The sequence below is a fragment of the Frankia sp. Mgl5 genome (genome assembly GCF_023242985.1).
GTDB classification, from domain to species: domain Bacteria; phylum Actinomycetota; class Actinomycetes; order Frankiales; family Frankiaceae; genus Parafrankia; species Parafrankia soli.
On sequence record NZ_JALKFY010000612.1, the window covers coordinates 1 to 22,184 of the forward strand.

Here is a 22,184-nt window from a genome sequence, read left to right on the forward strand (position 1 = left end):
CTAGATCAAGCTCCCCAACTCGCCCTCGTCACTGGTTAACAGACATCCTCTGTCTCGAACCAGCTTGGCAGGTAGGGCGGGCGCTCGCGGCCTGGACACCGCAGCACGCCGGCCTTCGGCTGGCGATTGCCGACACGCTGCTGGCGACGGCCGACGGCCCGCCCGGCGGCGAGTTGGTGGCCCGGCACCTGCGTCGGGCCGTCCTTTGGGAGCTGGGCCAGGTCGAAGCCGCGGAGGGCGAGTCAGCCGCCTTCAGCCGGCGGCTGCGCCAGGTGCGTGACCCTGACTTCGACCTTCTGGACCGCTGCTGGCAGGCGATGCATCACCTTTACGCCGGACGGTACGACCAGGCCGCCGAGGTCGCGGCCGTACTGGGCGGGTCACTACCGGGCGTGACGCCCGGGGCGATCAACGCGCTCACCCAGTCCGCCACCACAATTCACGGCATCACCGCCTGGGACCGCGGCACCATGGGCGACTTCCTCCCGCAGGTGTACGACATGGAGGAACAGATGATCGCCGAGTGGGCGCTGATCCGCTCCCTCGCGCTCGCGGAGACCGGACGCCCGGAGGCCGCGGCACGTGAGGTCCGCCGCCTCGTCCGGCCGGACCTGGCCGACGTCGCTCCGGGTGCCATGGAACCGGTCTACGTCGTGATTCTCGCCGAGATCGTGGCACAGGTCGTCGACGCGGTCCCGGACATGGCCGACTGGGCGACCGGCCTCGCGGACCGCATCGCGGGGTACGGCGAGACGTTGGTGACCTTTGTTCTCGGCCTGACCTGCATGGGCCCCGCCGCCCTGTACCGGGGCGGGCTCGCCCTGGCACTGGGCCGGGTGGACGAAGCCATTGCCGCCCTGCGGTCGTCGCTGGCGCTCGCCGAAAAGACCGGCGGGGTGCCGTTCGTCATCCGTACCCGGCGGCGGCTCGCCCAGGCGCTACGCCGCGCCGGGCATGATGACGAAGCCCGACAGTTCGACCTGGCCGCCGCGCGCGACGCTCAGACCATCGGCATGCGGCTGCCGTATTCCGGCACCTGACGACACTTGACCACACGGCGGAGCCGACGATCGACCCTGCCGAGATCGAGGCGGCCCGGCCAACCGCCCGTACGCGCCGACGACCAGGGCGACACCGTCGAATGAGCGGCAGACGGAGGGCCTCCCCCTCCCTGCACGTTCTTGGCGCTGACCCGGCGGCTCCCGGTGGCGACCGCGGGTGTCCTCCGAAGTCGCCGCCGCCCGCCCGGCCCCCGCACCAGCACCTCGGCCAGGCGGAGGCGGTTCGCACGGCTGCAACATGGTCGACCCTGCGCACCAGCATCCGAACCGATTGATCTTGGTTGCTGACCCTGAAATCACTGTCCGACCGGTCGCCACGCGGGCTTTGGCCAGGGGCGATGCCCAGCGACCACGCCGACCGCCACATCATCTACCGACTCGAACAGGCGCTCCGTGAACCTGGCGGGTCTCGGGCACTTCGGCCCGTACGGTGACGGTGATCGTCGGCGTCGCGGTAGGCCCGCGTCTGCTCGGCGGTCTGACACCTCTGGGACCTCGCGGTCCGGGGTCGGCAACTCGGCGCCCGCTCACCGACTTCACCTCCGCTACCGACATGTCCGCCTTCGTATCTGACGTGTCGTGTTGTGCGCTGTCGAGTCGATACAGTTCGATCGCCAGCGCGGAGCGTGGAGACACTCCAACGGTTGGCGACCATCTGGTGACAGGGGGAACGCACAGTGGCGGTGCACGACACCCTCCTCGAGACGCTGCTCAAGGACGTGTCCACTGGCAAGATCCAGCTCCCGGACTTCCAGCGGGCGTGGAAGTGGGACGACGAGCGGATCCGTTCGCTGCTCGCGACGGTCACCCGGGAGTTTCCGCTCGGAGTGATCATGTCGCTGGAAACCGGCGGTGAGGCTCAGTTCAAGGCGCGCCCGCTGGAGGGCACGAAGGTTCCCGACGGAGAGGTCCCCGCGCATCTGCTACTGGACGGGCAGCAGCGCCTCACCTCGCTCTACCACGCGCTGGTCTCCCGCGAGCCCGTGCAGACCGAGGACGAGCGACACAACGAGCTGTCGGTCTGGTATTACATCGACATCGTCCGGGCGATCGGCAGCGAGGACGAGCGCGAGGAGGCCATCGTCTCCGTGCCGGCGAGCCGGCTGCTGCGCCGGGGCTCCGGGCCCGACGACGTCATCGACCTGAGCAGCCGGGAGAAGGAGTGCGCGGCGGGGATGTTCCCGCTCAACCTCAGCCTGGACTCGATGGAGACGAATGACTGGGGATGGATCTACGCAGTAGATGACGACCGGAGACGCACCTGGGGGCGCTTCAACGGCGAGGTACTCAAGAGGATCAATCAGTTCCGCGTGCCCTGGGTCAAGCTCCCGAAGGAGACGAGCAACGAGGCCGTCTGCACGGTGTTCGAGAAGGTCAACACCGGCGGGCTCGTCCTGAACGTCTTCGAACTGCTCACGGCGACCTACGCCGGCAGCCGTGAGTACACGTCCACGCACGGGTCTGAGTTCAACCTCCAGGAGGACTGGGAGGGGATCTCGAAGGGACTGAGCGAGAAGTACCCGGTCCTGGAGGATCTGAAGAACATCGACTTTCTGCAGGCGCTCATGCTGGTCATCAGTTACCACAAGCGCCACCGCTACCTCGCCGAGCATCCGCGACGGACCGCGGACGCGCCGTCGATCCGGTGCAAGCGCAGGGACCTGCTGACGCTCCCTCTGGCCGACTACCGGAAATGGTCCCCCGCGGTGACGGAGGCGCTCGCATGGGCCGGCGATTTCCTCCAGGGCCAGTGCGTCTTCCGTAGCGGTGAACTGCCGTACCGGACGCAGCTCGTGCCGCTGGCCGCGATCAGGACCGTCCTCGGGGCGGTCACCGACCGGCCTGAGATCCACGAGAAAATCGTCCGCTGGTACTGGTGCGGCGTGTTCGGCGAGCTCTACGGCGGTACCACCGAGAGCCGGTTCCCGAAGGACGTCGAGCAGGTGATCGACTGGGTGAACGGCGTCGGCAGGGAACCGGACACCGTCACCGAGGCGGCGTTCCAGGAGCAGCGGCTGCACACCATGACGATGAAGCTCAGCGCCGCATACAAGGGCGTCTTCGCGCTGCTGTTGCAGCAGGGCTGTTACGACTGGTACGCGACCGACGCGCCGATCAACGCCGACACGCTGGTGACCGAGGCAGTCGACTTCCGGCAAATCTTTCCGAAGGCCTGGTTCGAGCGCGCCGGAACCAAGGACCCTCGCATGACCAGCGTGATCAACAAGACGCCTCTCTCGCTGCGTGCGGCCAAGACGATCGGCGGGCGCTCTCCGGCGACCTACCTCGAGATGTTCGCCCGCGAGTCAGGCCTGCCGGCCGACTGGATCGATGATCTTGTCGATTCGCAGCGGATCGACCCGAAGACACTCCGAGCCAATGACTTCGGCGCCTTCTACGAGGACAGGATCCAGCGGTTGCTCGCTCTGATCGAGAAAGCGATGGGCAAGCCCGCGGGCCGGGAGACGCCCTCGCCTGTCGTCGCGGCCGGCTGACCGCCCAACACAGAGATCACAGGCAACCCGCATGGACGACATCCTCACGTCGCTGGTCGACAGCGAGCTGACGATCCGGCAGCTGCTGGAACGGTTCGACTACGGCGTCCGCAGCCCCGCGGCGATCTCCGCGATCCGCGTTCAGCTCTCCCAGGCCCGGCTGGCGACCGAGCCGACTTTCGAGGCTGGCCCCCTCGACACCCAGATCAAGATTATTCCGGTCTCGCGACCAGCTCAGGACGACGGCCCACCCAGCGCGAATCCCCAGGACGCGCCGGCCACCGAGGTGCCCGACCCATCACCTTCACCCGACGACACCACGGCATCACCCGATGAGATCCCGCCGCAGCGGGCCGCGGACGACGGCACGGAGGAACCGAGCGGACAGGAGGAACCGGCCGGGCAGGAGGCGGCGGGCGAGTACCCCGACGAGGAACTCCCTGGCGGGACGCTGCGGGTCGGCGACCTGCTGTCGGACCATCGGGAGCTCTGCACCGTCGGGCCCAGGGACAGCCTCCACAAGGCGATCACCTGCATGCTCCAGTGGGAGTACTCGCAGATCCCGGTGTTGGAAGGCGCGTCCCATCTCCATGGGGTCGTGACCTGGCAGTCCGTCGCGATGCTGTACGCGCACGATCACGCGCCCACCCTCGCGAAGGCGACCTACAACGACGTACAGGTCGTCCACGACACGGACAGCCTGCTGGCGGCGCTGGCCACCATCACGGCGTCCGACTACGTCCTGGTCCGCAACCAGCAGGGGGAGATCTGCGGCATCGTCACGATGGCCGACGTCGCGACCCGCTTCGGTGACCTCGCCCGGCCGTTCTTCGTGATCGGCGAGATCGAGCGGCTCATCCGTGGCCTGCTCACCCCTATCTTCGACCACGACCCGGCCGTCCTGAAGGCCACCGGGAAGAAGACCGACCGGGTCGCGGAGATGATGTTCGGAAACTACAAGTACCTGCTGAAGGTGCCAGCGAACTGGCAGAAGCTCGGCTGGCCGTTCGTCGACCAGACGGCCTTCATCGAGCTCCTCGACGATGTCCGCAAGATCCGCAACGCGGTCGCGCACTTCCGCACGGAGCCGCTGACCGCCGAGGAGAACCGTCAGATCAAGCAGCTCCACGGAATGCTCAAGAAGCTCGCCGTGTAAGTAGGTTCGTGCAGTTGGGCTAGTGTCGCGGGCTGGGGCAGCGGGGGTCGTCGTTCGGAGCGTGGCGGCGGGAGCAGCGGGGAGACGGGGTGCAGGACAGGCGTTGGACGACGGTCACCGCGTCGCAGTTCCCGCATGAGCGGGAGGCACTGGAGCACGTCCAGCGACTGCTGCCGGACGCCGAGCCGTACCGGGCCTGGTCGAACTTCACCTTCGTCGCGTCGACCGGGCACCTGCGCGAGGTCGACCTGCTCGTCGTCGCCCGCGGCGGGGTGTACCTCATCGAGATCAAGAGCTGGGCCGGCCGGCTGACGGCCTCCGGGTCGAACTGGGTCCAGCACCGGCCGTCCGGCGGCGACCTGATCTTCGACAACCCGCTGATCCTCGCGAACCAGAAGTCCAAGGAGCTCAAGCACCTCCTGGAGACCGCGGCCCGCGCGCAGGGGCTCGGCAGGCTGCGGATGCCGTTCTTCCAGCCGGCGGTCTTCCTCTCGAACGGGACGTTGAAGGTCGAGCTGCCGGACTTCCAGCTGCACGGGATCTTCGGCCCGGAGCCCGCCACTGGCGGCGCCCCGATCAGGGCGGGCACCGCGGGTGCGCTCCCGTCGATCTGGTCCGGTCTGCTGGACGCGCCGCTGCGCGACGAACGCCACCGGATCAGCCCGGAGACGTCCAGGCGGCTCGCGACGCTGCTCCCGGCCGCCGGGATCGCGCGCAGCCGGCGCCACCAGCGCGTCGGCGCCTGGGAACTGGAGTTCCCGGCCTTCGAGTCCGGCCCGACGTGGCAGGACTACCACGCCCGGCACACCCAGATGAGCTCCGCGCGCCGTCGCGTGCGGATCTACCTGGTGGAGACGGGCGCGGCCGAGGCCGAGCGCCGAACCCGGGAGGCGGCGGCCAAGCGCGAGTTCCTCGTCCTCAACGGCATCGACCACCAGGGCATCGTCCAGATCGACGGCCTGGAGCAGCATGAGGCCGGCCCGGCGCTGATCTTCCGGCACCACCCCGACGAGATGCGCCTCGACCACTACCTCGCCCGCTACGGCGACCGGCTCGACGCCGGCACCCGGCTGCGGATGATCCGCGAGCTCGCCGAGACGCTCGACTACGCGCACGGCCGCCACCTCTACCACCGGACGCTCGCGGCCCGCAGCGTCCTCGTCGTGCCGGCCGCCCGCCGCGGCGACGACCAGGCGGAGAGCGAGCGGCGCTGGCTCTCCCCCCGGCTGGTCATCAGCGACTGGCAGGCAGCGGCCCGCGACCTCGACGCGTCGACGGGGCAGCTGACCGGCTCGATGACGACGACCTCGGTCGCGCTCGCCATCGAGCCCGCACACCGGTTCCTGCCGCAGCTGGAACGGGCCGCGGAGAGCTACCTCGCCCCCGAGGTGGACGCCCCGTACCCGGACCCGGTCGGCATCGACGTCTTCGGCCTGGGCGCGCTGGCCTACCTGATCCTGACCGGTGAGGCCCCCGCGCCGACCCGCAACGCGCTGAAGGCACGGCTCGCCGAGGCCGGCGGGCTGCACCCGTCCGCGGTCGTCGACTCGCTGTCCGAGACGGCGAACGACCTGGTCGCGCTGGCCACCCGGGCGAAGCCGGAGGACCGTTTCGCCACCGTCGGCGAGTTCCTCGACTGGCTGCAGCTCGTCGTCGACGACGTCATAGGGCCGGCCGGCGCGGCACCGGAGAGCGCGGCACCGGAGAGCGCGACCACGCCGACAATCGACCTGCCTGCGGAGCCGGCGCCGGAGCTGGACCCGTTGGAGGCCGAGCGCGGTGACCTCGTCGGCGGGGAGTGGCGGATCAGGAGCCGGCTGGGTACCGGCTCGACGAGCCGCGCGTTCCTCGCGCGCAACGAGAAGACGAACCGCGACGAGGTCCTGAAGGTCGCGCTCTCCGACGAGCGGGCGCCGCGGCTTGCGCACGAGGCGGACGTGCTGGGCCGGCTGCGCGACTCGCGGGTGATCAGGCTGGCCCGGCAGGACACCCTAGTCATCGGCGGGCGCACCGTGCTCGTCCTCGACCACGCGGGCGAGCAGACCATGGCCCGCAAGCTGCGCGAGGGCCGGCTCTCGGTCGACGACCTGGACACCTTCGCGGGCGACCTGTTCGTCGCCGTCGACTACCTCGACGGCGAGGGCGTCGCGCACCGCGACCTCAAACCGGACAACATCGTGCTGCGCCGCCGGCCCAACCGAACCTGGCAGCTGGTGCTCATCGACTTCTCGCTGGCCAACCACTCCGTGCGCGACACCGCCGCCGGCACGCCCCGCTACCTGGACCCGTTCCTCGGCGCCGGCACCCGCACCACCTACGACGACCAGGCCGAGCGGTACGCCCTGGCGGTCACGCTGCACGAGATGGCCTCCGGCGAGCTGCCGCTGTGGGGCGACGGCTCCACCGAGGCGCGGTTCACCGAGGGCCCGCCGACGGTGGCGACGGAGGCGTTCGACCCGGCGATCCGAGCCGGCCTCACCTCTTTCTTCCTGCGCGCGCTCGACCGGGACGCGGGCAGGCGGTTCGGCTCGCTGAAGGACATGCGCGACGCCTGGCTCGCCGTCTTCCGCGCCGCCGACTCGACACCGCCGGTGCCGAGCGTCCACCCGCCCGCCGGCGAGCAGCCGCTGACTCCGGACGAGGCCGCGGCCGCGGCGACCGAGGTCACGCCGCTCGAGCAGGCTGGTCTATCCCCGCGCGCGGTCTCGGCGGCGCACCGGCTGGACTCGACGACCGTCGGCGACCTGCTCGACCTCGGCTCGAAGGACATCATCGGCCTGCCCGGCCTGGCCGGGAAGACCCGCCAGGAGCTGCAGAGCCGGATCCGGCAGTGGCGCCGCGCGCTCGCCCCGGCCCCGCAGAGCCCGCCGGCCGGCGGGCCGCCGGGCGCGTCGCCTGGTGCGTCGCCGACGGCCCAGCCCGCGACGGCGACGGACTACGCCCGGATGCCGGTCGAGCTGGTGGCCGACCGGCTGCTGCCCCGCTCCGCGCGGGCCACCACCGAGGCCGACGCGACCCGCCTGCTGCTCGGCCTGCCGGACGACGCCGGCACGGTTCCGGACCTGCCGCTCTGGCCGGGGCAGCAGCTGGTCGCCGAGCGGGTCGGCGTGACGCCGGGGCGGATCGCCCAGGTGCTGACCGCGCGGCGCAAGGCCTGGCACGCCGACGCCGCCGTCCGCTCGGTGCACGGCGAGCTGGTCGAGATCCTCGCCGAGGCCGGCCGGGTGATGGGTTTCGACGAGCTGGTCACCGCGATGCTCGCCCGCCGGGGCAGCTCCCCGGGGACGATCGCGCCGCGGGCGCGGGCGGCGGCGGTCGTCCGGGCCGCGCTGGAGACCGTCGACCTGGACTCCGAGCCGCGGATCGCCCGGCGGAAGTACAAGGACAGTGACCGGGTTCTGGTCGCCCTGGAGGTGACCGAGGCCGACGGCCCGGCCACCCCGTCGGCACCGGCGCTGCTCGACTACGCGGTGGCGCTCGGCAAGGTCGCCGACCGGCTGGCGAAGGCCGAGGAGCTCCCCAGCCCGGCGACCGTGCTGCGCGAGCTCGCCGCGGCCAGCCCGGACGGGATGCCGGCGCTCGCCGCGCCGCGCCTCGTCGGGCTGGCCGCGGCCGCGTCCCGCACCGCCGCGACCAACGCCCGCCTGGAGATCTACCCGCGCGCCCTCGGCCTCGTCCGGGCGCTGCGGCTCTCCCAGGCCGGCGTCCTCCTCCCACCCCGCCCCGGCGGCATCCCCGCGCAGCCCACCGGGTCCGACGAGCGCACCGAACGTGATCCACTGCTCGTGGAGACGATCCACGAGCGGGTGCTGGCCCGGTTCCCGGGGCTGGCCACCGAGCTGCCACCGCATCCGCGGCTCGACGGCCCGCTGCGCGACGCCGGGTTCACCCTCGACTGGGACCACGCCCGCGGCGGCTACCGGCAGCCGCACGGCCTGCTCTCCTCGACGGGCCTCGGCTCCTGGCCGACACCGGTCGTCCGGCAGCCCACCGGCCTGGGTGCCTGGGCCGGCCGCTCGGCACTGGCCGACGACAGCCCCAGCCGGGTCGCCGCCGCAACGGCCGAGCAGCGCCTGACCGCGGCCGCCGAGACCGGCGGGTTCCGGGCGCTCACCGTCCGGCGCAGCCACTACCTGACAGCCCGCGCCGAGCTGGCGAAGCCACACCGGTTCGCCGCCGAACCGGTCGACGTCGCCGCCGTGTTCCTCGACGCCCTGCACGCCGAGGTCGACCCGAAGCCCAGGCCGACGTGGGCGACGATCCTGCGCGCCGACACCGCCGAGCCCGGCAGCCGCGCCGCCGCGAACCTCGCCGAGTACGTGCGGCTCGCCTGGGAACGAGCCGCGCCGCTGCTCACCGCATTGCTCGACGCCCCCGCCGGCCGGGTCGGGCCGGGCGGGCAGCCCGCCCCGCTGCTGCTGCACGACGCCGGCGTCTTCGGCCGCTACGACGGCCGGGGGCTGGACGTGCTGTTCACCCTCGCCGAGCGGGCCCGGACGCGGGCCGGCGGCCGTCCGCTGTGGCTGCTCTGCCCGACGACCGAGCCGAGCCTGCCACCACGGCTCGACGGCGCGCTCGTGCAACTGGTGACCGGCAGCGACTGGGTGCCCCTACCGGACTCGTGGGTGGCCAACCTGCACCGCGCCACCGGCGACGAACCCGGCCTCGCCGCGTCGTAGCGCGCAGCCTGACGATCATCCGCCACCCTGGAGACGATCACCCGCCACCGTAGAGTTGCGGGTGACCGGACATGGTTTTCGCGGCGCAGGAGGCTGGTAAGCGGTGGCACGCAGGTTCAATATCGCTGGCCCCTGCGTGCCGGGGAAACATTACATGATCGCCGCGTCGGCGCGGCTGCCCGAGGCGCCAAGTCTGGTGGCGGGCGAGGACTACTTCGTGGTGCACGCACCGAGACAGACGGGAAAGACGACCACGCTGCGGGCACTCGCAGCCGAACTGACAGCCAGCGGGAAGTACGCGGCGGCGAAACTCTCGCTGCAGAGCGGGGCGGCCTTCGGCGACGACATCGGCGGCGCCACCCGCGCCATCCTCGCCAAGGCCAGCCGCGAGGCCCGGCTCGGCCTTCCGGCGGAGCTATGCCCCCCTGCCTGGCCCGAGGGCCCGGACGGGGATCTCTTCGGCGGCGCGCTCGCCGCCTGGGCCGAGTCCTGTCCCCGGCCGCTCGCGTTGTTCCTCGACGAGATCGACTCCCTGACGGGCGCGACGCTGGTCGCCGTGCTCAGCCAGATCCGCGAAGGCTTCGAGGACCGTCCCGGGGCGTTCCCCGCTTCGATCGCGCTGTGCGGCCTTCGGGACGTGCGTGACTACCGGATCGCCGCCGGTGGTAACCCGGAGCGGTCCGGCGGTCCCAGCCCCTTCAACATCATCGTCGAGTCGCTGCGGCTCGGTGACTTCACGCTCGACGAGATCCGCGAGCTCTACGGTCAGCACACCGCGGAGATCGGCCGGGTCTTCACCGACGAGGCCGTCGAGCACGTGTACGCGCTGACCGGCGGTCAGCCCTGGCTGGTCAACGCGCTGGCAGCGGAGATCGTCGACCGGATGAAGGTCCCGGCGACGGAGCCGGTCACAGTCCAGCAGGTCGACACCGCCCGGGAGCGGGTCATCCAGGCCCGGCCCAGCCACCTGGACTCGCTGGTTCGCCGCCTGCGCGAGCCGGAGGTGCAGCGGGTCCTCCTGCCGATTCTGGGCGGCGCCGAACAGCCCGTCGACCTGGAGTACTCCGACGACCGGTCCTACGCCCGCGACCTGGGGCTGATCGCCGAGGAGGGCGGGGAGGGCCCGCGGATCGCCAACCCCATCTACGCGGAGGTCATCTCCCGAGCCCTCGCCGAGCAGGTCGTCCCCAGCCCGGCCGCGCTTCCCACCGCACGGGACTTCGTCCTGTCGGACGGCCGGTTCGACGTCCCAGGCGCGCTGACCGGTCTCGCAGCGTTCTGGCGCACGCACGGAAAGATGCTCGGTGACGGTCAGCCGTATCGGGAAGCCCTCCCGCATGCGCTCCTGTTCGCCTGGCTCGACCGGGCCGTCAACGGTGACGGCGACGTGTTTCGGGAGTACGCCAGCGGCCGGGGACGCGCCGACCTCTACCTGCGCTGGCGCTACACGACCCGCGACGGGACCCGCGCCGAGCAGCACGAGGTGTTCGAGGTGAAAGCCCAGCGCCCCGGGAAAGCCGACCCGCTCAAGGACGCGATCGTCCAGCTCGACGATTACCTGAACCATCTGAGCCTGCCCTCGGGCTACATCGTGATCTTCGATCAGAGACCGCAGTCCACTCCGGCCACCGACGAACCCCTGACCATCCAGACCAGCCCGTCCGGTCACTCGATCACCATCGCCCGCCTGGTCCTACCACCTGGCCGCCGGCAGCCCCTGGCATCGTCATAGCGGACGGTCTGCCGCGGGCATGGCACGTCGATGACGCACCGTAGTGCCCATAGCATCGGATGGCTCTCCTTCCGGGAGTGGCGACACGGCGGGACCGCCGGTGGTCTGAGCAGCTGGGGGTAACGCGTGATCGACCGGGTGGCGTTGCTGAAAGACGCCAAGCAGCAGGTCAAGGTGCTGGAGAAGGACCTGCGGGCCCAGGTCGACGCGGTGCCCGAGGTCGGGACGCGGCTGCGGGCCGAGTACGACCAAGCGCGCAAGGTCGGGCGGACGGCGGCCACCTGGTCGGCATGGCTGAGCGAACGGGTCACGCAGGCCGCAGTCGCCTGGGTACTCGGGACAGTGTTCGTCCGGTTCTGCGAGGACAACGGGCTGATCGGCGACCCGTACCTCGCCGGGCCGGAGGCGCGGCTCACGCTGGCCGAGGAGCGGCTGAACGAGTTCTACGTCCAGCACCCGGAACTGACCGCCCGCGACTGGCTGCTCGCCGCCTTCGGCGAGATCTCGAAGGTGCCGGTCGGGGCGGGCCTGTTCGACAAGCGGCACAACGCGCTGTTCCAGATCCCGGTGACCCACGACGCCGCCAAGGACCTGATCACCTTCTGGCGTGTACGCCAGTCCGGGGAACTCGTCCACGACTTCACCGACCCGGCCTGGGACACCCGCTTCCTCGGCGACCTCTACCAGGACCTCTCCGAGGACGTCCGCAAGAAGTACGCCCTGCTCCAGACCCCCGAGTTCGTCGAGGAGTTCATCCTCGACCTGACCCTGACCCCGGCGCTGGAGGAATTCGGCCAGGAGGTCGAAGACCTCAAGAACTTCAAGATGATCGATCCGACGTGTGGGTCGGGACATTTCCTGCTGGGGGCATTCCGGCGGCTGCTGGCAGAGTGGGAACAGAAGGCACCCGAGAAGGATGTCTTCGAGCGGGTCGCGCTTGCCCTAGAAGCGGTCCATGGCGTGGACATCAACCCGTACGCGACGGCCGTCGCCCGCTTTCGGCTGGTCATCGCGGCACTACGCGCGGCCGAGCTGACAACGTTCGGCACGGCGGAGGGTTACACGTTCCCCTTGAACGTGGCCGTAGGCGACTCCCTGATGAAGGGCCGCCAACTCGATCTTTTCGGCGAGGAACGCGACGAACTCGCCGAGTTTGCATACGCCACCGAGGATTTGGCTGACTACCCGGGTATCCTCGACGACGGAAGCTATCATGCGGTGGTCGGAAACCCGCCGTATATCACAGTCAAAGACAAGAATCTCAATGAACTCTATCGCGAACTTTATAGTGCCTGCTCGGGCCTATACTCACTGACCATCCCTTTTGCGCAGCGTTTCTTCGAACTCGCGATAATGGCGGGCACCGACGGTCGCCATGCCGGCCGTGTCGGGCAAATTACCGCTAACTCGTTCATGAAGCGCGAGTTTGGACGTCGACTCATCACGGAATTCTTCGCGGGACGAGTCGAACTAACACACGTCATCGACACGTCGGGCGCCTACATTCCGGGGCATGGGACTCCGACTGTAATACTCGCCGGTCGAAGGAATCGCTGGAACCGGCCAGGCGAGGTACGGGTTGTACTCGGCATTCGAGGAGAGCCATCCGCCCCCAGCGACCCTAGCGCCGGGCTCGTCTGGAACTCGATTGTCGACAATCTGGGCGACCCAGGCTTCGAGAACGAGTTGGTGAGTGTATCCGAGCGCGCGCGCAACGCTATAGCAAGATTTCCGTGGAGTCTTAGTGGCGGCGGTGCGGCAACTCTTCAGGCTGCGATTGAAGCCGCGGCTAGCAACAAGCTTGGCGACCGCACTGCAAGAATTGGATTCATGGCGATGAGTCATGCGGATGACGTAATGCTACGACCCGCTTCAGCGGTCCGAAACCTTCCCGGAAAGAATACGCGGTGGTACCCGCTGATCGACGGCGCCTCCGTACGCGACTACACGCCAACCATCTCTTCACTGGCATGGTTCCCCTACGAACAAGGCGTACTAACACCCCCTTCCGACGCTACTCAATGGCTCTGGCCGCACCGCACAGAACTCGGACTCAGAACCACTTTCAGGAAGGGAACATATTTTTCGGAAGGGCGCCCGTGGCATTCTTGGCATCAGGTTCCCCGCGACCTCGATTGCTCGCCTTACTCTCTTGGCTTCGCTTTCGTCGGAACTCACAATCACTTCGTATTTGAGCGCAGCGGGAAGGTCTTCAAGCAGACCGCACCAGTGATCAAGCTGCCAATGGGGGCTTCAGAGGACGAGCATCTGCGACTGCTGGGAATGTTGAACAGTTCGACGGCGTGCTTCTGGCTCAAGCAGGTCAGCCACAACAAGGGCAGTACGGTCGACACCCGTGGTGCCCGCCAAACCTCGCTGCCGTGGGAAGATTTCTACGAGTTCACCGGGACCAAGCTGCAGGAATTCCCATTGCCGGAGGAGTATCCACTGACGCTGGCACGGGAGTTGGATGTCCTCGCGCAGCGGCTGACCACGGTCAGTCCCGCGTCGGTGGCCGACATCGACGTGCCTACGCGTGCCCGACTCGCCGACACACAGATGGAGTGGGCGTCAACGCGGGCGCGGATGATCGTGCTGCAAGAGGAGTTGGACTGGCAGGTCTACCGGCAGTACGGACTGCTCGTCGACGAGCTGACGCTGCCGATGGCTGACGTCCCCGAGATCAAGCTCGGCGAGCGGGCATTCGAGATCGTCCTCGCCAGGAAGATCGCCGACGGAGACGAGACGTCCGAGTGGTTCAGCCGGCACGGCTCCACGCCGATCACCGAGGTTCCCGCGCACTGGCCAGCTGAGTACCGCGCCCTCGTGGAGAAGCGGATCGCGGTCATCGAGGCCGACCGGAACATCGGGCTGATCGAGCGGCCGGAGTACAAGCGGCGGTGGGCGACCGAGGGCTGGGACAAGCTGCAGGACGCGGCTCTGCGGGGCTGGCTGCTCGACCGGCTGGAGACTCGTGACCTGTGGTTCGCCGACGTCGACGGCATGGTGCAGCCGCGGCTGTGGACGACCGGCCAGCTCGCCGACGAGCTGGCCGCCGACGCGGACTTCGTGTCCGTCGCCGAGATCTACCGGCCCGGCGAGGAACTGGCCAAGGTCGTCGCCGCCCTCGTCGAGGACGAGCACGTCCCGTTCCTTGCCGCCTTGCGCTACGCCGACTCCGGCCTGGTGAAGCGTGCCGACTGGGAGTCGGTCTGGGACCAGCAGCGCGCCGAGGACGCCGCCCCGACCCCGGCGAAGGCCAAGGAGATCCGCGACGCGATTCCTGTTCCACCGAAGTACGCGCCGAAGGACTTCCGGAAGACGTCGTTCTGGCGGGCCCGGGGCAAGCTCGACGTGCCGAAGGAGCGGTTTATCTCCTACCGGCCGGCCGGCCGGGACAACGACCCGACGCTGCTGATCGGCTGGGCCGGCTTCGACCATCGGGAGCAGGCGCAGGCACTGGCCACCCTGATCGTCGACCGCCGCGACAACGACGGCTGGGACGGCATCCGCCTCACGCCGCTCGTCGCCGGTCTGCGCGAGGTCATGCCCTGGGTCCGCCAGTGGCACGACGAGGTCGACCCGCTCTATGACGGCTCCCCCGCCGAGGTCTACGACGCCTTCCTCGCCGACACCCTGGGCCAGCTCAACCTGACCGAGGACGCCCTGGCGAGCTGGCGCCCACCCGCTCCCACCCGCGGCCGCCGGTCCACCAAATGATCAGCTGAGGCTACGGCGCTTGACCGGATGCCGGGGCCTCGGTGAACGAGGGGACGATGAGCCACGGCGAGCGGTTCCTGCTGCTGGGCGGTCGCGGTCCTCATGCTGAGCCTGGTCCCGGCCACTTCCCGGCCCCGGGGGGCTGGGAGGGCTGAACCGAGCCGGGCTCGCTGTCCGCCGACAAGTACAGCAGGCTGCCTCCGAGGCCCTCGATCTCCACCTCGATGGCCCGGCGCACGGCCGGCAGGGCCGACAGCTGATCGGGGCTGGCAACCAGTACGCCGCAGTCCTCCCGGCGCAGGATGGCGTCGAGCAGGACCGTGAGTCCGGCCCGGACGATCCTCGCTGGAGGCGTGTTGCGATCGACGAAAATTTCAGCCAGAGGCAGACCCGCTGCCTTGGCGTGGGCGGTCAGCGCGTCATGCAGCCGTTCGACTTCCACCTCGTCGTCATCTTCCAGGCTGACGTATCCATAGACGGTTTGAGGCATGGCGGTTCCTCCGATTGGGCTGATGTAAAGCAGGCAGAACCGACGGCGGGTGTGTGAGGCGGTCCCGGATCACGGCGGCCGCCCGCTCGGGCGGGCGCTGGCTGCAATCGACGTTCAGGACGTTGAACCCGGCCTGGACCAGACGGTCGGTGGCCTGGCGATAGAAGTGGGCCTCGGCGTGGCTGGAGCCGGGGGCAAGCTGGAAGCGGTTGTGGGCGCCACGGTCGGCCAGGCGGCGGGCGACGATGTCGGGGTCGGCTTCGAGGATGACGCACAGGTCGGGCCGGTCGGCCTCGGCGTTGAGTGCCCAGAGGAAGGCCGGGGCGATGCCGTCGAAGCGCTGCATCACCAGGCCGGAGGGGGTGTAGCGGTCGGAGATGACGGTCTTGCCGGCGGCCAGTTGGGGCCGGATCTCGGTTTCGAGATGGTGGTAACGGTCGGCGGCGTAGAGACAGGCCAGGGCGTGGCCGGTGACTGTTTCGGTCAGGTCGCGGGCCAGCTCGCCGATGGGCCCGGTGGAGGGTTCCAGAGTGAGGTGGACGTCCTTGCCGTCGGCCACGAGCAGCTGCGCCAGGTGGCTGACCAGGGTGGACTTCCCCGCCCCGCTCGGGCCGTCGATGCTGATGAACAGGCCGCGCTGGTGGTCAGAAAAGGGCCGCAGGCGGGGCATCGCCGTCTCCCGATGGTTGACCGCGGAGTTCGTCGAGGGTGAGCGGTCGGCCCTCCGGGCTGGTGGCCAGCAGCGTGAACAGGCGGGCGGTGACGAGGGCGTCGTAGGCGGCCCGGTGGGGGCGCAGCTTCGGGCACAGTCCGCTGGCCAGATCGAAGGCTTCGACGAGCGCCCCGAGGCGGTAACTGACGCGGTCCGGCCGCAGGCGGCGGGCCAGGCGCAGCGTGTCGAAAGCCTCGGCCGGTTCCCAACCGGCGAGCTTGCGGCGCAGTACACCCAGGTCGACGGGAGCGTTGTGGGCCACGACCGCCACGCCCTCCAGAGCCGTGCGTACGTCCGTCTCGATGTCGGCGAACACGGGCGCGTGGGCCACCATCTCGCTGGTGATGCCGTGGATGCGGCGGGCGAAGCCGGTGATGGGGGTCTCGGGGCGCACCAGCCAGGTCAGCGGCTCCCCGATGACGCCGGCGGTGACCGGGACGACGGCCAGCTCCACCAGGTCGGGTGGCCGCTGGCCGTTGCCTTCGAGGTCGACGACGGCGAAGTCGCGGCTGGTCCAGTCACTCACGAGCTGCCCCTTCCTGCTGCCAGCCGATCTCGGCGCGCCCATGCCGCCCGGCGTGATGCGGATGCTGCCGGTCGTGCACCTGGAACCCCAGGGCGTGTTGGAGAAAGTAGCGGGGCTGCTCGTGCGGCAGGCCGTCAACCACCACGGCCCGGTCGTCGATGTCGACGATTTCCAGCCCTTCGGCGTCCGGCACCTCGGCGGCCAGGGACGCGATCCGCTCTGGTGTTGGCCGGTGATGGGCCTGCTCGCAGCGCCCGATCTGCGCCAGGGGGCAGATGTCGCACAGCTCCCGGACGCCGTAGTGGCCGTTGTAGTCGGGCAGGCCGTGCACGTAGGACACCGCGCAGGAGGTCTTGCGGAACACGGGCCCGCGGCCGGCCAGTGCTTCCAGTACTCGCTGCTCCAGGGTTTCCGGCACGATCTTGCGGCGGGCGGTGCCGCTGTAGGGCTCCGGCAGACCGGCCGCCTGGTAGTAGCCGGCGATCTGGTCCCGGTAGAACAGGCCGGTGAAGACGGTGGCGTCGGCGTGGCGGCTGAGGACGGCGGCCCGTGCGAGGTGCTCGTCCGTGTCGTTGAGGCCGGGAACCAGCGGACGCCAGTACAGCACCGTGCGGTAACGCCGGGGACGAGTGGTCGTCGCCACCTTCAGGGAGGCGGCGGCCACGGCCGACGGGTACGGCTCGATGCGCTGGTCGCCGATGCCGGAGTAGGTGAACAGGAGCGTCACCTTGAGGTGCAGCAGCCGGTTCAGTCGCGCGCAGTCCTCGGAGCTGACCTGGTGGCGGGTGATGACGAGGACGTGGTTGGTCAGGCCCCGGCGGTCCAGGTCCTCCAGCACGGCGAAGGTGTGCGGCTTGACCGCGGGGAGGAACGGCTCGGTGGCCCGGTTGAACAGCTGCACCGGCGTGCGGCCCGCCCGGAAGTACGGATGGGCCACGAGGCAGGCGACGGCCTGAGCGTCGGACATGAGCGCCCGCGGCTGGCGCTGGTCCCACAGTCCGTAGGTGTGGCGGATGCAGTAGGCGCAATCGAGGGGGCAGCCCTGGATGTGGTTGAGGGAGAGGCCGCTCTTGCGGTACTCCACGACCTCACGTGCGCGTGGGGGAAGTTGTTCGATCTGTCCGCTGCCCAGCAGCGGGACGAGGGTGCTCACTCGTGCCCTCCAAGTGCCCCGTCGGGTTGGGGCGGTGACCTGTCTGAGTCAGAGGGTAAGGAGCAGCTGGGGCAGATAGCCAGAAAGTTGCTTTGGATTTCTCGAATTCATGCAGACAGCAGTGGCACGAGTGAAACTACGAGCCATCCGGAGACGCGTCACCGGCAAGATCGCTGATGGTGCGGTTGATGATCGCCCGCGCGGACCGGCCGTAGCTGGCGACGGCGGCGAGCTGATCGAAGGCGCCCGCGTACAGTTCGATCTCCGGCGGCTGCCGCAGGTCAAGCGCCGCGCTGAAGGTTTCGATGAGGACCCGCTCCGTGTCGTAGATCCAGAAGCCGTGCCACGGCGAGGTGGCGTACTGCGTCTCGAAGCCGATGATCCCGAGCCGGACGTTGGGCAGTTGCGAGAAGGAGATCAGGCGGTCGAGCTGCCCAAGCATGACCTCGGAGGGGCAGAGCCGGAACCGCAGCGCCGCCTCGGTCAGCACGAAGTGGAACCGCTTGTCCGGGCGGTAGAGGATCTCCTGTCGTCGCACGCGGGCGGCCACGGCGTCGTTGATGTCGTTCGGCAGCTTCAAGCGCCGGATGCTCTCGGCAAAGCGGGCGCGGGCATACTCGGCGGTCTGGAGCAGACCTGGGATCACCGTGGCCTCGAAGGCCCGGAAGAGGCGGGTTCGCGCGTCCCACTCGATCAGCTCCTGCTGCCGAGGCTTCAGGCCGGCACGGAGGATGCGCTGCCACTCGGCGTGCTGGACTTCCAGGGTATGGAGGGTGGCCAGCAGGGCCTGCGCCTCTGCCTGGCTGCCGGTCGCCTCGGTCCAACCCCGGATGTCATCGTCCGTCGGGGTCTGCCGGCCGTTCTCCAGCTTGGAGACCTTCGAGGGCGGCCACGACAACGACTCCGCGAGCTGCCGGCCACTCAGGGAGGCCGCGGCGCGAAGCTCGCGGAGCCGTTTGCCGAGGGCGCTGCGCGCCTCCTGGACGTTAGACGCGTCCGAGGTACTGCTGGGTGGCAAAGTCGTCCCGTCTGACGGCGTGGTGCCAGGCGGCATCACGCCAGAGGTTGTGCCGCACGATCTCGGCCGGGTCCTCGATTACCTGGCCGCCGAGAAAGCAGTCGGCCTCGTCGAAGTGCATCCGGACCAGCTTGGACGAGTCGAACAGCCAGTAGTCGTGGTGTGGCAGCCCGGCGGCTTCGGCCTGGTCGCGTGGCAGGTAGCGGATGTCCTCGCCGGCACCGTTCGTGAACTGCGCGCAGTACACCCCGAAGCGGCTGTAGTCGGTCAGGGGCAGGCTCACGACGCGGACGCGTGCGAACCGCCGGCCGGCGGCTGTGGCCTCGTGGAGCATGTCCAGCCAGCTGCGCATCCACGGAAGATCGTCCGGCTCGCCTGCGAGGAACCGTTGCAGCGACTCCTGCTCGTAGGTCGCGTCGTAGGTGTCGCGGGCCTCCAGGCGGAAGGCGGTGTGCTCGAAGGAGTGGAAGAGCCGCCGGAACTCGGGGCCGGGCGGGATGAGCTGGATCAGTGCTCCTCCTCCTGCTCCAGGTAACGGCGCGCGTAGAACTTCAGGACGTCTTCCGGGATCTCGATCAGGGTCTCATGGTCCGGGACGGGGCCGACGTCCGCGAGCGCCTGGGGGTCCGTCACCTTCCATCCCTGGGCGATGTAGGTCACGCGGTCGGCGCGGTCGGTGGCAAACAGGGTGGGCGAGTTGTCCACCTGGGACTGGGGATCTTTGCCTAGGAACCGGGCGCGCACGGGTGCCTCCATTGCTAGAAATCTGGCGAACCGTTCGCCACATGGTCACAGCCGGGAGCGGGAGCTGTCAACGAGAGCCCGCCCGGCATGATCGCCACGCGCGTGCAGCCGCCACGCCGCCCGGGGTTCAGCGGTCGGTGGCGGTCCGTAGAGTTGCGCTGATCGGTCCGTGATGGCGGCTGGGAAGGGCGGCGTCTGGTGGCTCGCTGGTTCAACACGGCTGGCCCCTGCGTCCCCGAACTTCATTACATGATCCCGGCCGCGGCACGGCTCTCAGATATGCCGGCCTCGTGGCACAGCACGGCTACTTCGTCGTGCACGCTCCCCGGCAGACGGGGAAGACGACGACGCTGCGGGCGCTGGCCCGGGAACTGACCGCGAGCGGCCGGTACGCCGCGGTGCTGACCTCCTGCGAGCCTGGGCGGCCCTGGTCCGACGACGTCAGCGCGGCGGAACGCGCCGTCCTGAGGACGCTCCAGGAAGGGCGGCCGACGCCCTGCCCGCCGAGCTCCGTCCGCCGGCCTGGCCGGAGGCACCCGCGGGGGCGCTGCTGAGCAGCGCGCTCGCGGCCTGGTCGAGGGCCTGCCCACGGCCGGTGGTGTTCGTCCTCGACGAGATCGACGCCCTGGAAGGCCGCACCCTGATCAGCGTGCTCAGCCAACTACGCAGCGGCGCCACCGGCCGGCCCGAGAACTTCCCGATGCCAGTCGCTCTCTGCGGTCTGCGCGATCTCCGCGACTGCCACCCCCGAAATCGCTTCGCGATTCCGGGGGTCCCCGGGACAGCCGCCAGCGGCAACCCGAACCGGCTCGGCGGGCCCAGCCCGTTCAACATCATCGTCAGGTCGCTGCGGCTGGGGAACTTCACCCTCGACGAGGTCCGCGATCTCTACGGTCAGCACACGTCCGACACCGGGCAGCCGTTCACCGACCGGGCTGTCGAACGGGCGTTTGAACTCGCCGACGGGCAGCCCTGGCTGGTCAACGCGCTCGCGAACGAGATCATCGTCGGGATGGCGGTGCGGGCGCCCACCCCGATCACAGCCGAGCACGTGGAGAAGGCTGCGGAACGCCTCATCCAGACCCGGGCCACTCACCTCGACTCGCTGGTCGACAAGCTCAACGACTCCCGGGTCCGCGCCATCATCGAACCGCTGATCACCGGCACCCCGCCGACGCAGCGGCCGAAGAACGACGACATCCAGTACGTCCGCGACCTCGGCCTGCTCGCCCCGGACCCGCCTGTCCGCCCGGCCAACCCGATCTACAACGCGGTCATCGTCCGGGCCCTGACCGACGGCGTCCTGGACTACGCCACCGACGTCCCCCGGCCCCGCGCCTATGTGCTTCCCGACGGCCGGATGGACTTCACCCGTCTCCTCGCCGAGTTCGCCGCCTTCTGGAAGGCCAACGGCGACATCCTCGTCCCGCAGCAGATCTACCACGAGGCCGCTCCCCATCTCGTCCTCCAGGCGTACCTCCAGCGGGTGGTGAACGGCGGTGGCACCGTCCTCCGCGAGTACGGCGTGGGCCGCGGCCGGCTCGACCTCCTCGTCACCTGGCCCTACCGCGGCCCCGAGGGCGCCCAGGCGGTGCAGCGCCAGGCCATCGAGTTGAAGGTCCGCGCCGAGGGCGATGCCGACCCCCTCGGCTCCGCGCTCGTCCAGCTCGACGGCTACCTCGACCGCCTCGTCCTCGACACCGGCGCCCTGCTCCTCTTCGACCGCCGGCCGACAGCTCCCCCTATCCACGAACGCACGACCATCACCGCCACAACCAGCCCAGCCGGCCGCCCGGTCACCCTGTTCCAGGGGTAGCGCACGGGAGCCGGGGCGAACGCAGGCCTCTGATGTGGCTGCGGCCTACGATCATCAGATGGCTCTGACGCCAGACGACATCGACGCCGCGCGAACGCCGGCAGGAGGCTGGACCCGCGAGCAACTCGCGTCGTGGGGTGTGCCCTGGCCTCCACCGAGGGGCTGGAGGCAGCGCTTGATCGATCAACACGAACAGATCACGGAAGGTGTCGAACCGAAGCCACCCGTAGTGCTCCGGTCGCCCACATCCGTGGATCGATCGGCGGGAGCCGCCAGCGGAGACGGCAAACCGCACGGCGACGGTGCAGCCGTCGTCGAGATCTTCACCGACGGCGCCTGCAGGGGCAACCCAGGGCCCGGCGGATGGGGTGCGGTCCTGCGTTACGGCAGGCATGAGAGAACCATCTGTGGTGGTGAGCCTGCCGACACCACGAACAACCGCATGGAGCTACTCGCGGCCATCATGGCGATCGAAGCCCTCACCCGCCCGTCGACTGTGCGTATCCATACCGACAGCCAGTACCTGCGTAACGGCATAAGCGGATGGCTGGCCCGTTGGAAGAAGAACGGCTGGCGGACGGGAGAGAAGAAACCCGTCAAGAACGTGGATCTCTGGCAGCGCCTGGACGCCGCCGTGGGCGCGCACGACATCGAATGGCTGTGGGTACGCGGGCACGCCGGCCATCCCGGCAACGAGCTCGCCGACCGGCTCGCGAACCGCGGACTGTCCGAAGCCCGCCGACGCCCGGGCTGATCCGCAGCCAGTCGTGAGCCTGGAACCCCAGGCGTGTCCCTACCTGCCGAGACAGTGCGAGGCAGGCTGGGGCGAGCGCCCGTCGGTACTCCACGTGCAGCTCGGGGACCGTTCCCGGTCCGCGGCCG

At 69.6% G+C, this 22,184-nt stretch carries 16 protein-coding genes; 9 read left to right on the forward strand and 7 right to left on the reverse strand.

The genetic code is table 11. From position 1 onward, the window contains the following. The 6 genes from MXD62_RS13800 to pglX form a co-directional block, all read left to right on the forward strand. On the forward strand, nt 1-1,040 hold a 1,040-nt coding region (locus MXD62_RS13800; RefSeq protein ID WP_248829668.1), incomplete at its 5' end, for a tetratricopeptide repeat protein. 698 nt (nt 1,041-1,738) lie between these two features. Then, a complete protein-coding gene (locus MXD62_RS13805; protein ID WP_248829669.1) occupies nt 1,739-3,556 on the forward strand; it encodes a DUF262 domain-containing protein in 1,818 nt (605 codons plus the stop codon). Between the two features lie 31 nt (nt 3,557-3,587). Beyond that, the gene (locus tag MXD62_RS13810; RefSeq protein ID WP_112106282.1) at nt 3,588-4,712 is read left to right on the forward strand and encodes a CBS domain-containing protein; all 1,125 of its coding nucleotides are present in this window, start codon (nt 3,588-3,590) and stop codon (nt 4,710-4,712) included. Nucleotides 4,713-4,801: 89 nt separating this feature from the next. Further along, nucleotides 4,802-9,391 carry a BREX system serine/threonine kinase PglW gene (pglW, locus tag MXD62_RS13815; protein ID WP_248829670.1) on the forward strand — a complete coding sequence of 1,530 codons (4,590 nt, stop codon included), beginning with the start codon at nt 4,802-4,804 and terminating at the stop codon, nt 9,389-9,391. A 154-nt stretch (nt 9,392-9,545) separates the two neighbouring features. Next, nucleotides 9,546-11,123: an ATP-binding protein gene (locus MXD62_RS13820; protein ID WP_248829671.1), complete on the forward strand. Its 1,578-nt coding sequence runs from the start codon at nt 9,546-9,548 to the stop codon at nt 11,121-11,123. Between the two features lie 126 nt (nt 11,124-11,249). Beyond that, nucleotides 11,250-14,843: a BREX-2 system adenine-specific DNA-methyltransferase PglX gene (gene pglX, locus MXD62_RS13825; protein WP_248829672.1), complete on the forward strand. Its 3,594-nt coding sequence runs from the start codon at nt 11,250-11,252 to the stop codon at nt 14,841-14,843. A 100-nt stretch (nt 14,844-14,943) separates the two neighbouring features. Here pglX and MXD62_RS13830 read toward each other — a convergent pair whose 3' ends face one another. From MXD62_RS13830 to MXD62_RS13860, 7 genes are all read right to left on the reverse strand, one after another. Next, nucleotides 14,944-15,333 (reverse strand): recombinase family protein, encoded by a 390-nt coding sequence (locus tag MXD62_RS13830; RefSeq protein ID WP_112106797.1) that lies wholly within the window; start codon nt 15,331-15,333, stop codon nt 14,944-14,946. Further along, entirely contained in the window at nt 15,293-16,003 is a 711-nt protein-coding gene (tmk, locus tag MXD62_RS13835; protein WP_248829673.1) for a dTMP kinase, read from the reverse strand. Before tmk ends, MXD62_RS13830 begins: the two co-directional genes overlap by 41 nt. Beyond that, on the reverse strand, nt 15,978-16,571 hold the full coding sequence (locus tag MXD62_RS13840) for a 3'-5' exonuclease (RefSeq protein WP_112106795.1): 594 nt from the start codon (nt 16,569-16,571) through the stop codon (nt 15,978-15,980). Before MXD62_RS13840 ends, tmk begins: the two co-directional genes overlap by 26 nt. Then, nucleotides 16,564-17,724, reverse strand: a complete 1,161-nt coding sequence (locus MXD62_RS13845) for a radical SAM protein (RefSeq protein WP_248829674.1) — start codon at nt 17,722-17,724, stop codon at nt 16,564-16,566. The genes MXD62_RS13840 and MXD62_RS13845 overlap by 8 nt, the downstream gene beginning before the upstream one ends. Before the next feature lie 136 nt (nt 17,725-17,860). Further along, nucleotides 17,861-18,742 (reverse strand): helix-turn-helix domain-containing protein, encoded by an 882-nt coding sequence (locus MXD62_RS13850; protein ID WP_368862398.1) that lies wholly within the window; start codon nt 18,740-18,742, stop codon nt 17,861-17,863. Next, nucleotides 18,711-19,253 (reverse strand): DUF6879 family protein, encoded by a 543-nt coding sequence (locus MXD62_RS13855; protein WP_368862399.1) that lies wholly within the window; start codon nt 19,251-19,253, stop codon nt 18,711-18,713. Before MXD62_RS13855 ends, MXD62_RS13850 begins: the two co-directional genes overlap by 32 nt. Then, the gene (locus tag MXD62_RS13860) at nt 19,250-19,486 is read right to left on the reverse strand and encodes a hypothetical protein (protein ID WP_368862400.1); all 237 of its coding nucleotides are present in this window, start codon (nt 19,484-19,486) and stop codon (nt 19,250-19,252) included. Before MXD62_RS13860 ends, MXD62_RS13855 begins: the two co-directional genes overlap by 4 nt. Nucleotides 19,487-19,776: 290 nt before the next feature. Here MXD62_RS13860 and MXD62_RS13865 point away from each other — a divergent pair, with 290 nt between their 5' ends. The 3 genes from MXD62_RS13865 (at nt 19,777) to rnhA (ending at nt 22,056) form a co-directional block, all read left to right on the forward strand. Further along, nucleotides 19,777-20,040, forward strand: a complete 264-nt coding sequence (locus MXD62_RS13865; protein WP_248829677.1) for a hypothetical protein — start codon at nt 19,777-19,779, stop codon at nt 20,038-20,040. A 41-nt stretch (nt 20,041-20,081) separates the two neighbouring features. Next, complete coding sequence (locus tag MXD62_RS13870) at nt 20,082-21,302, forward strand: ATP-binding protein (protein WP_248829678.1); 1,221 nt, start codon at nt 20,082-20,084, stop codon at nt 21,300-21,302. A 319-nt stretch (nt 21,303-21,621) separates the two neighbouring features. After that, on the forward strand, nt 21,622-22,056 hold the full coding sequence (gene rnhA / locus MXD62_RS39730; protein ID WP_308301258.1) for a ribonuclease HI: 435 nt from the start codon (nt 21,622-21,624) through the stop codon (nt 22,054-22,056). Nucleotides 22,057-22,184 lie beyond the last annotated feature (128 nt).

Coding starts and splice junctions, on each gene's coding strand:
- tmk (WP_248829673.1), bottom strand. CDS start 16,003: ATGCCCCGCCTGCGGCCCTTTTCTGACCACCAGCGCGGCCTGTTCATC.
- MXD62_RS13820 (WP_248829671.1), top strand. CDS start 9,546: ATGATCGCCGCGTCGGCGCGGCTGCCCGAGGCGCCAAGTCTGGTGGCG.
- MXD62_RS13810 (WP_112106282.1), top strand. CDS start 3,588: ATGGACGACATCCTCACGTCGCTGGTCGACAGCGAGCTGACGATCCGG.
- MXD62_RS13830 (WP_112106797.1), bottom strand. CDS start 15,333: ATGCCTCAAACCGTCTATGGATACGTCAGCCTGGAAGATGACGACGAG.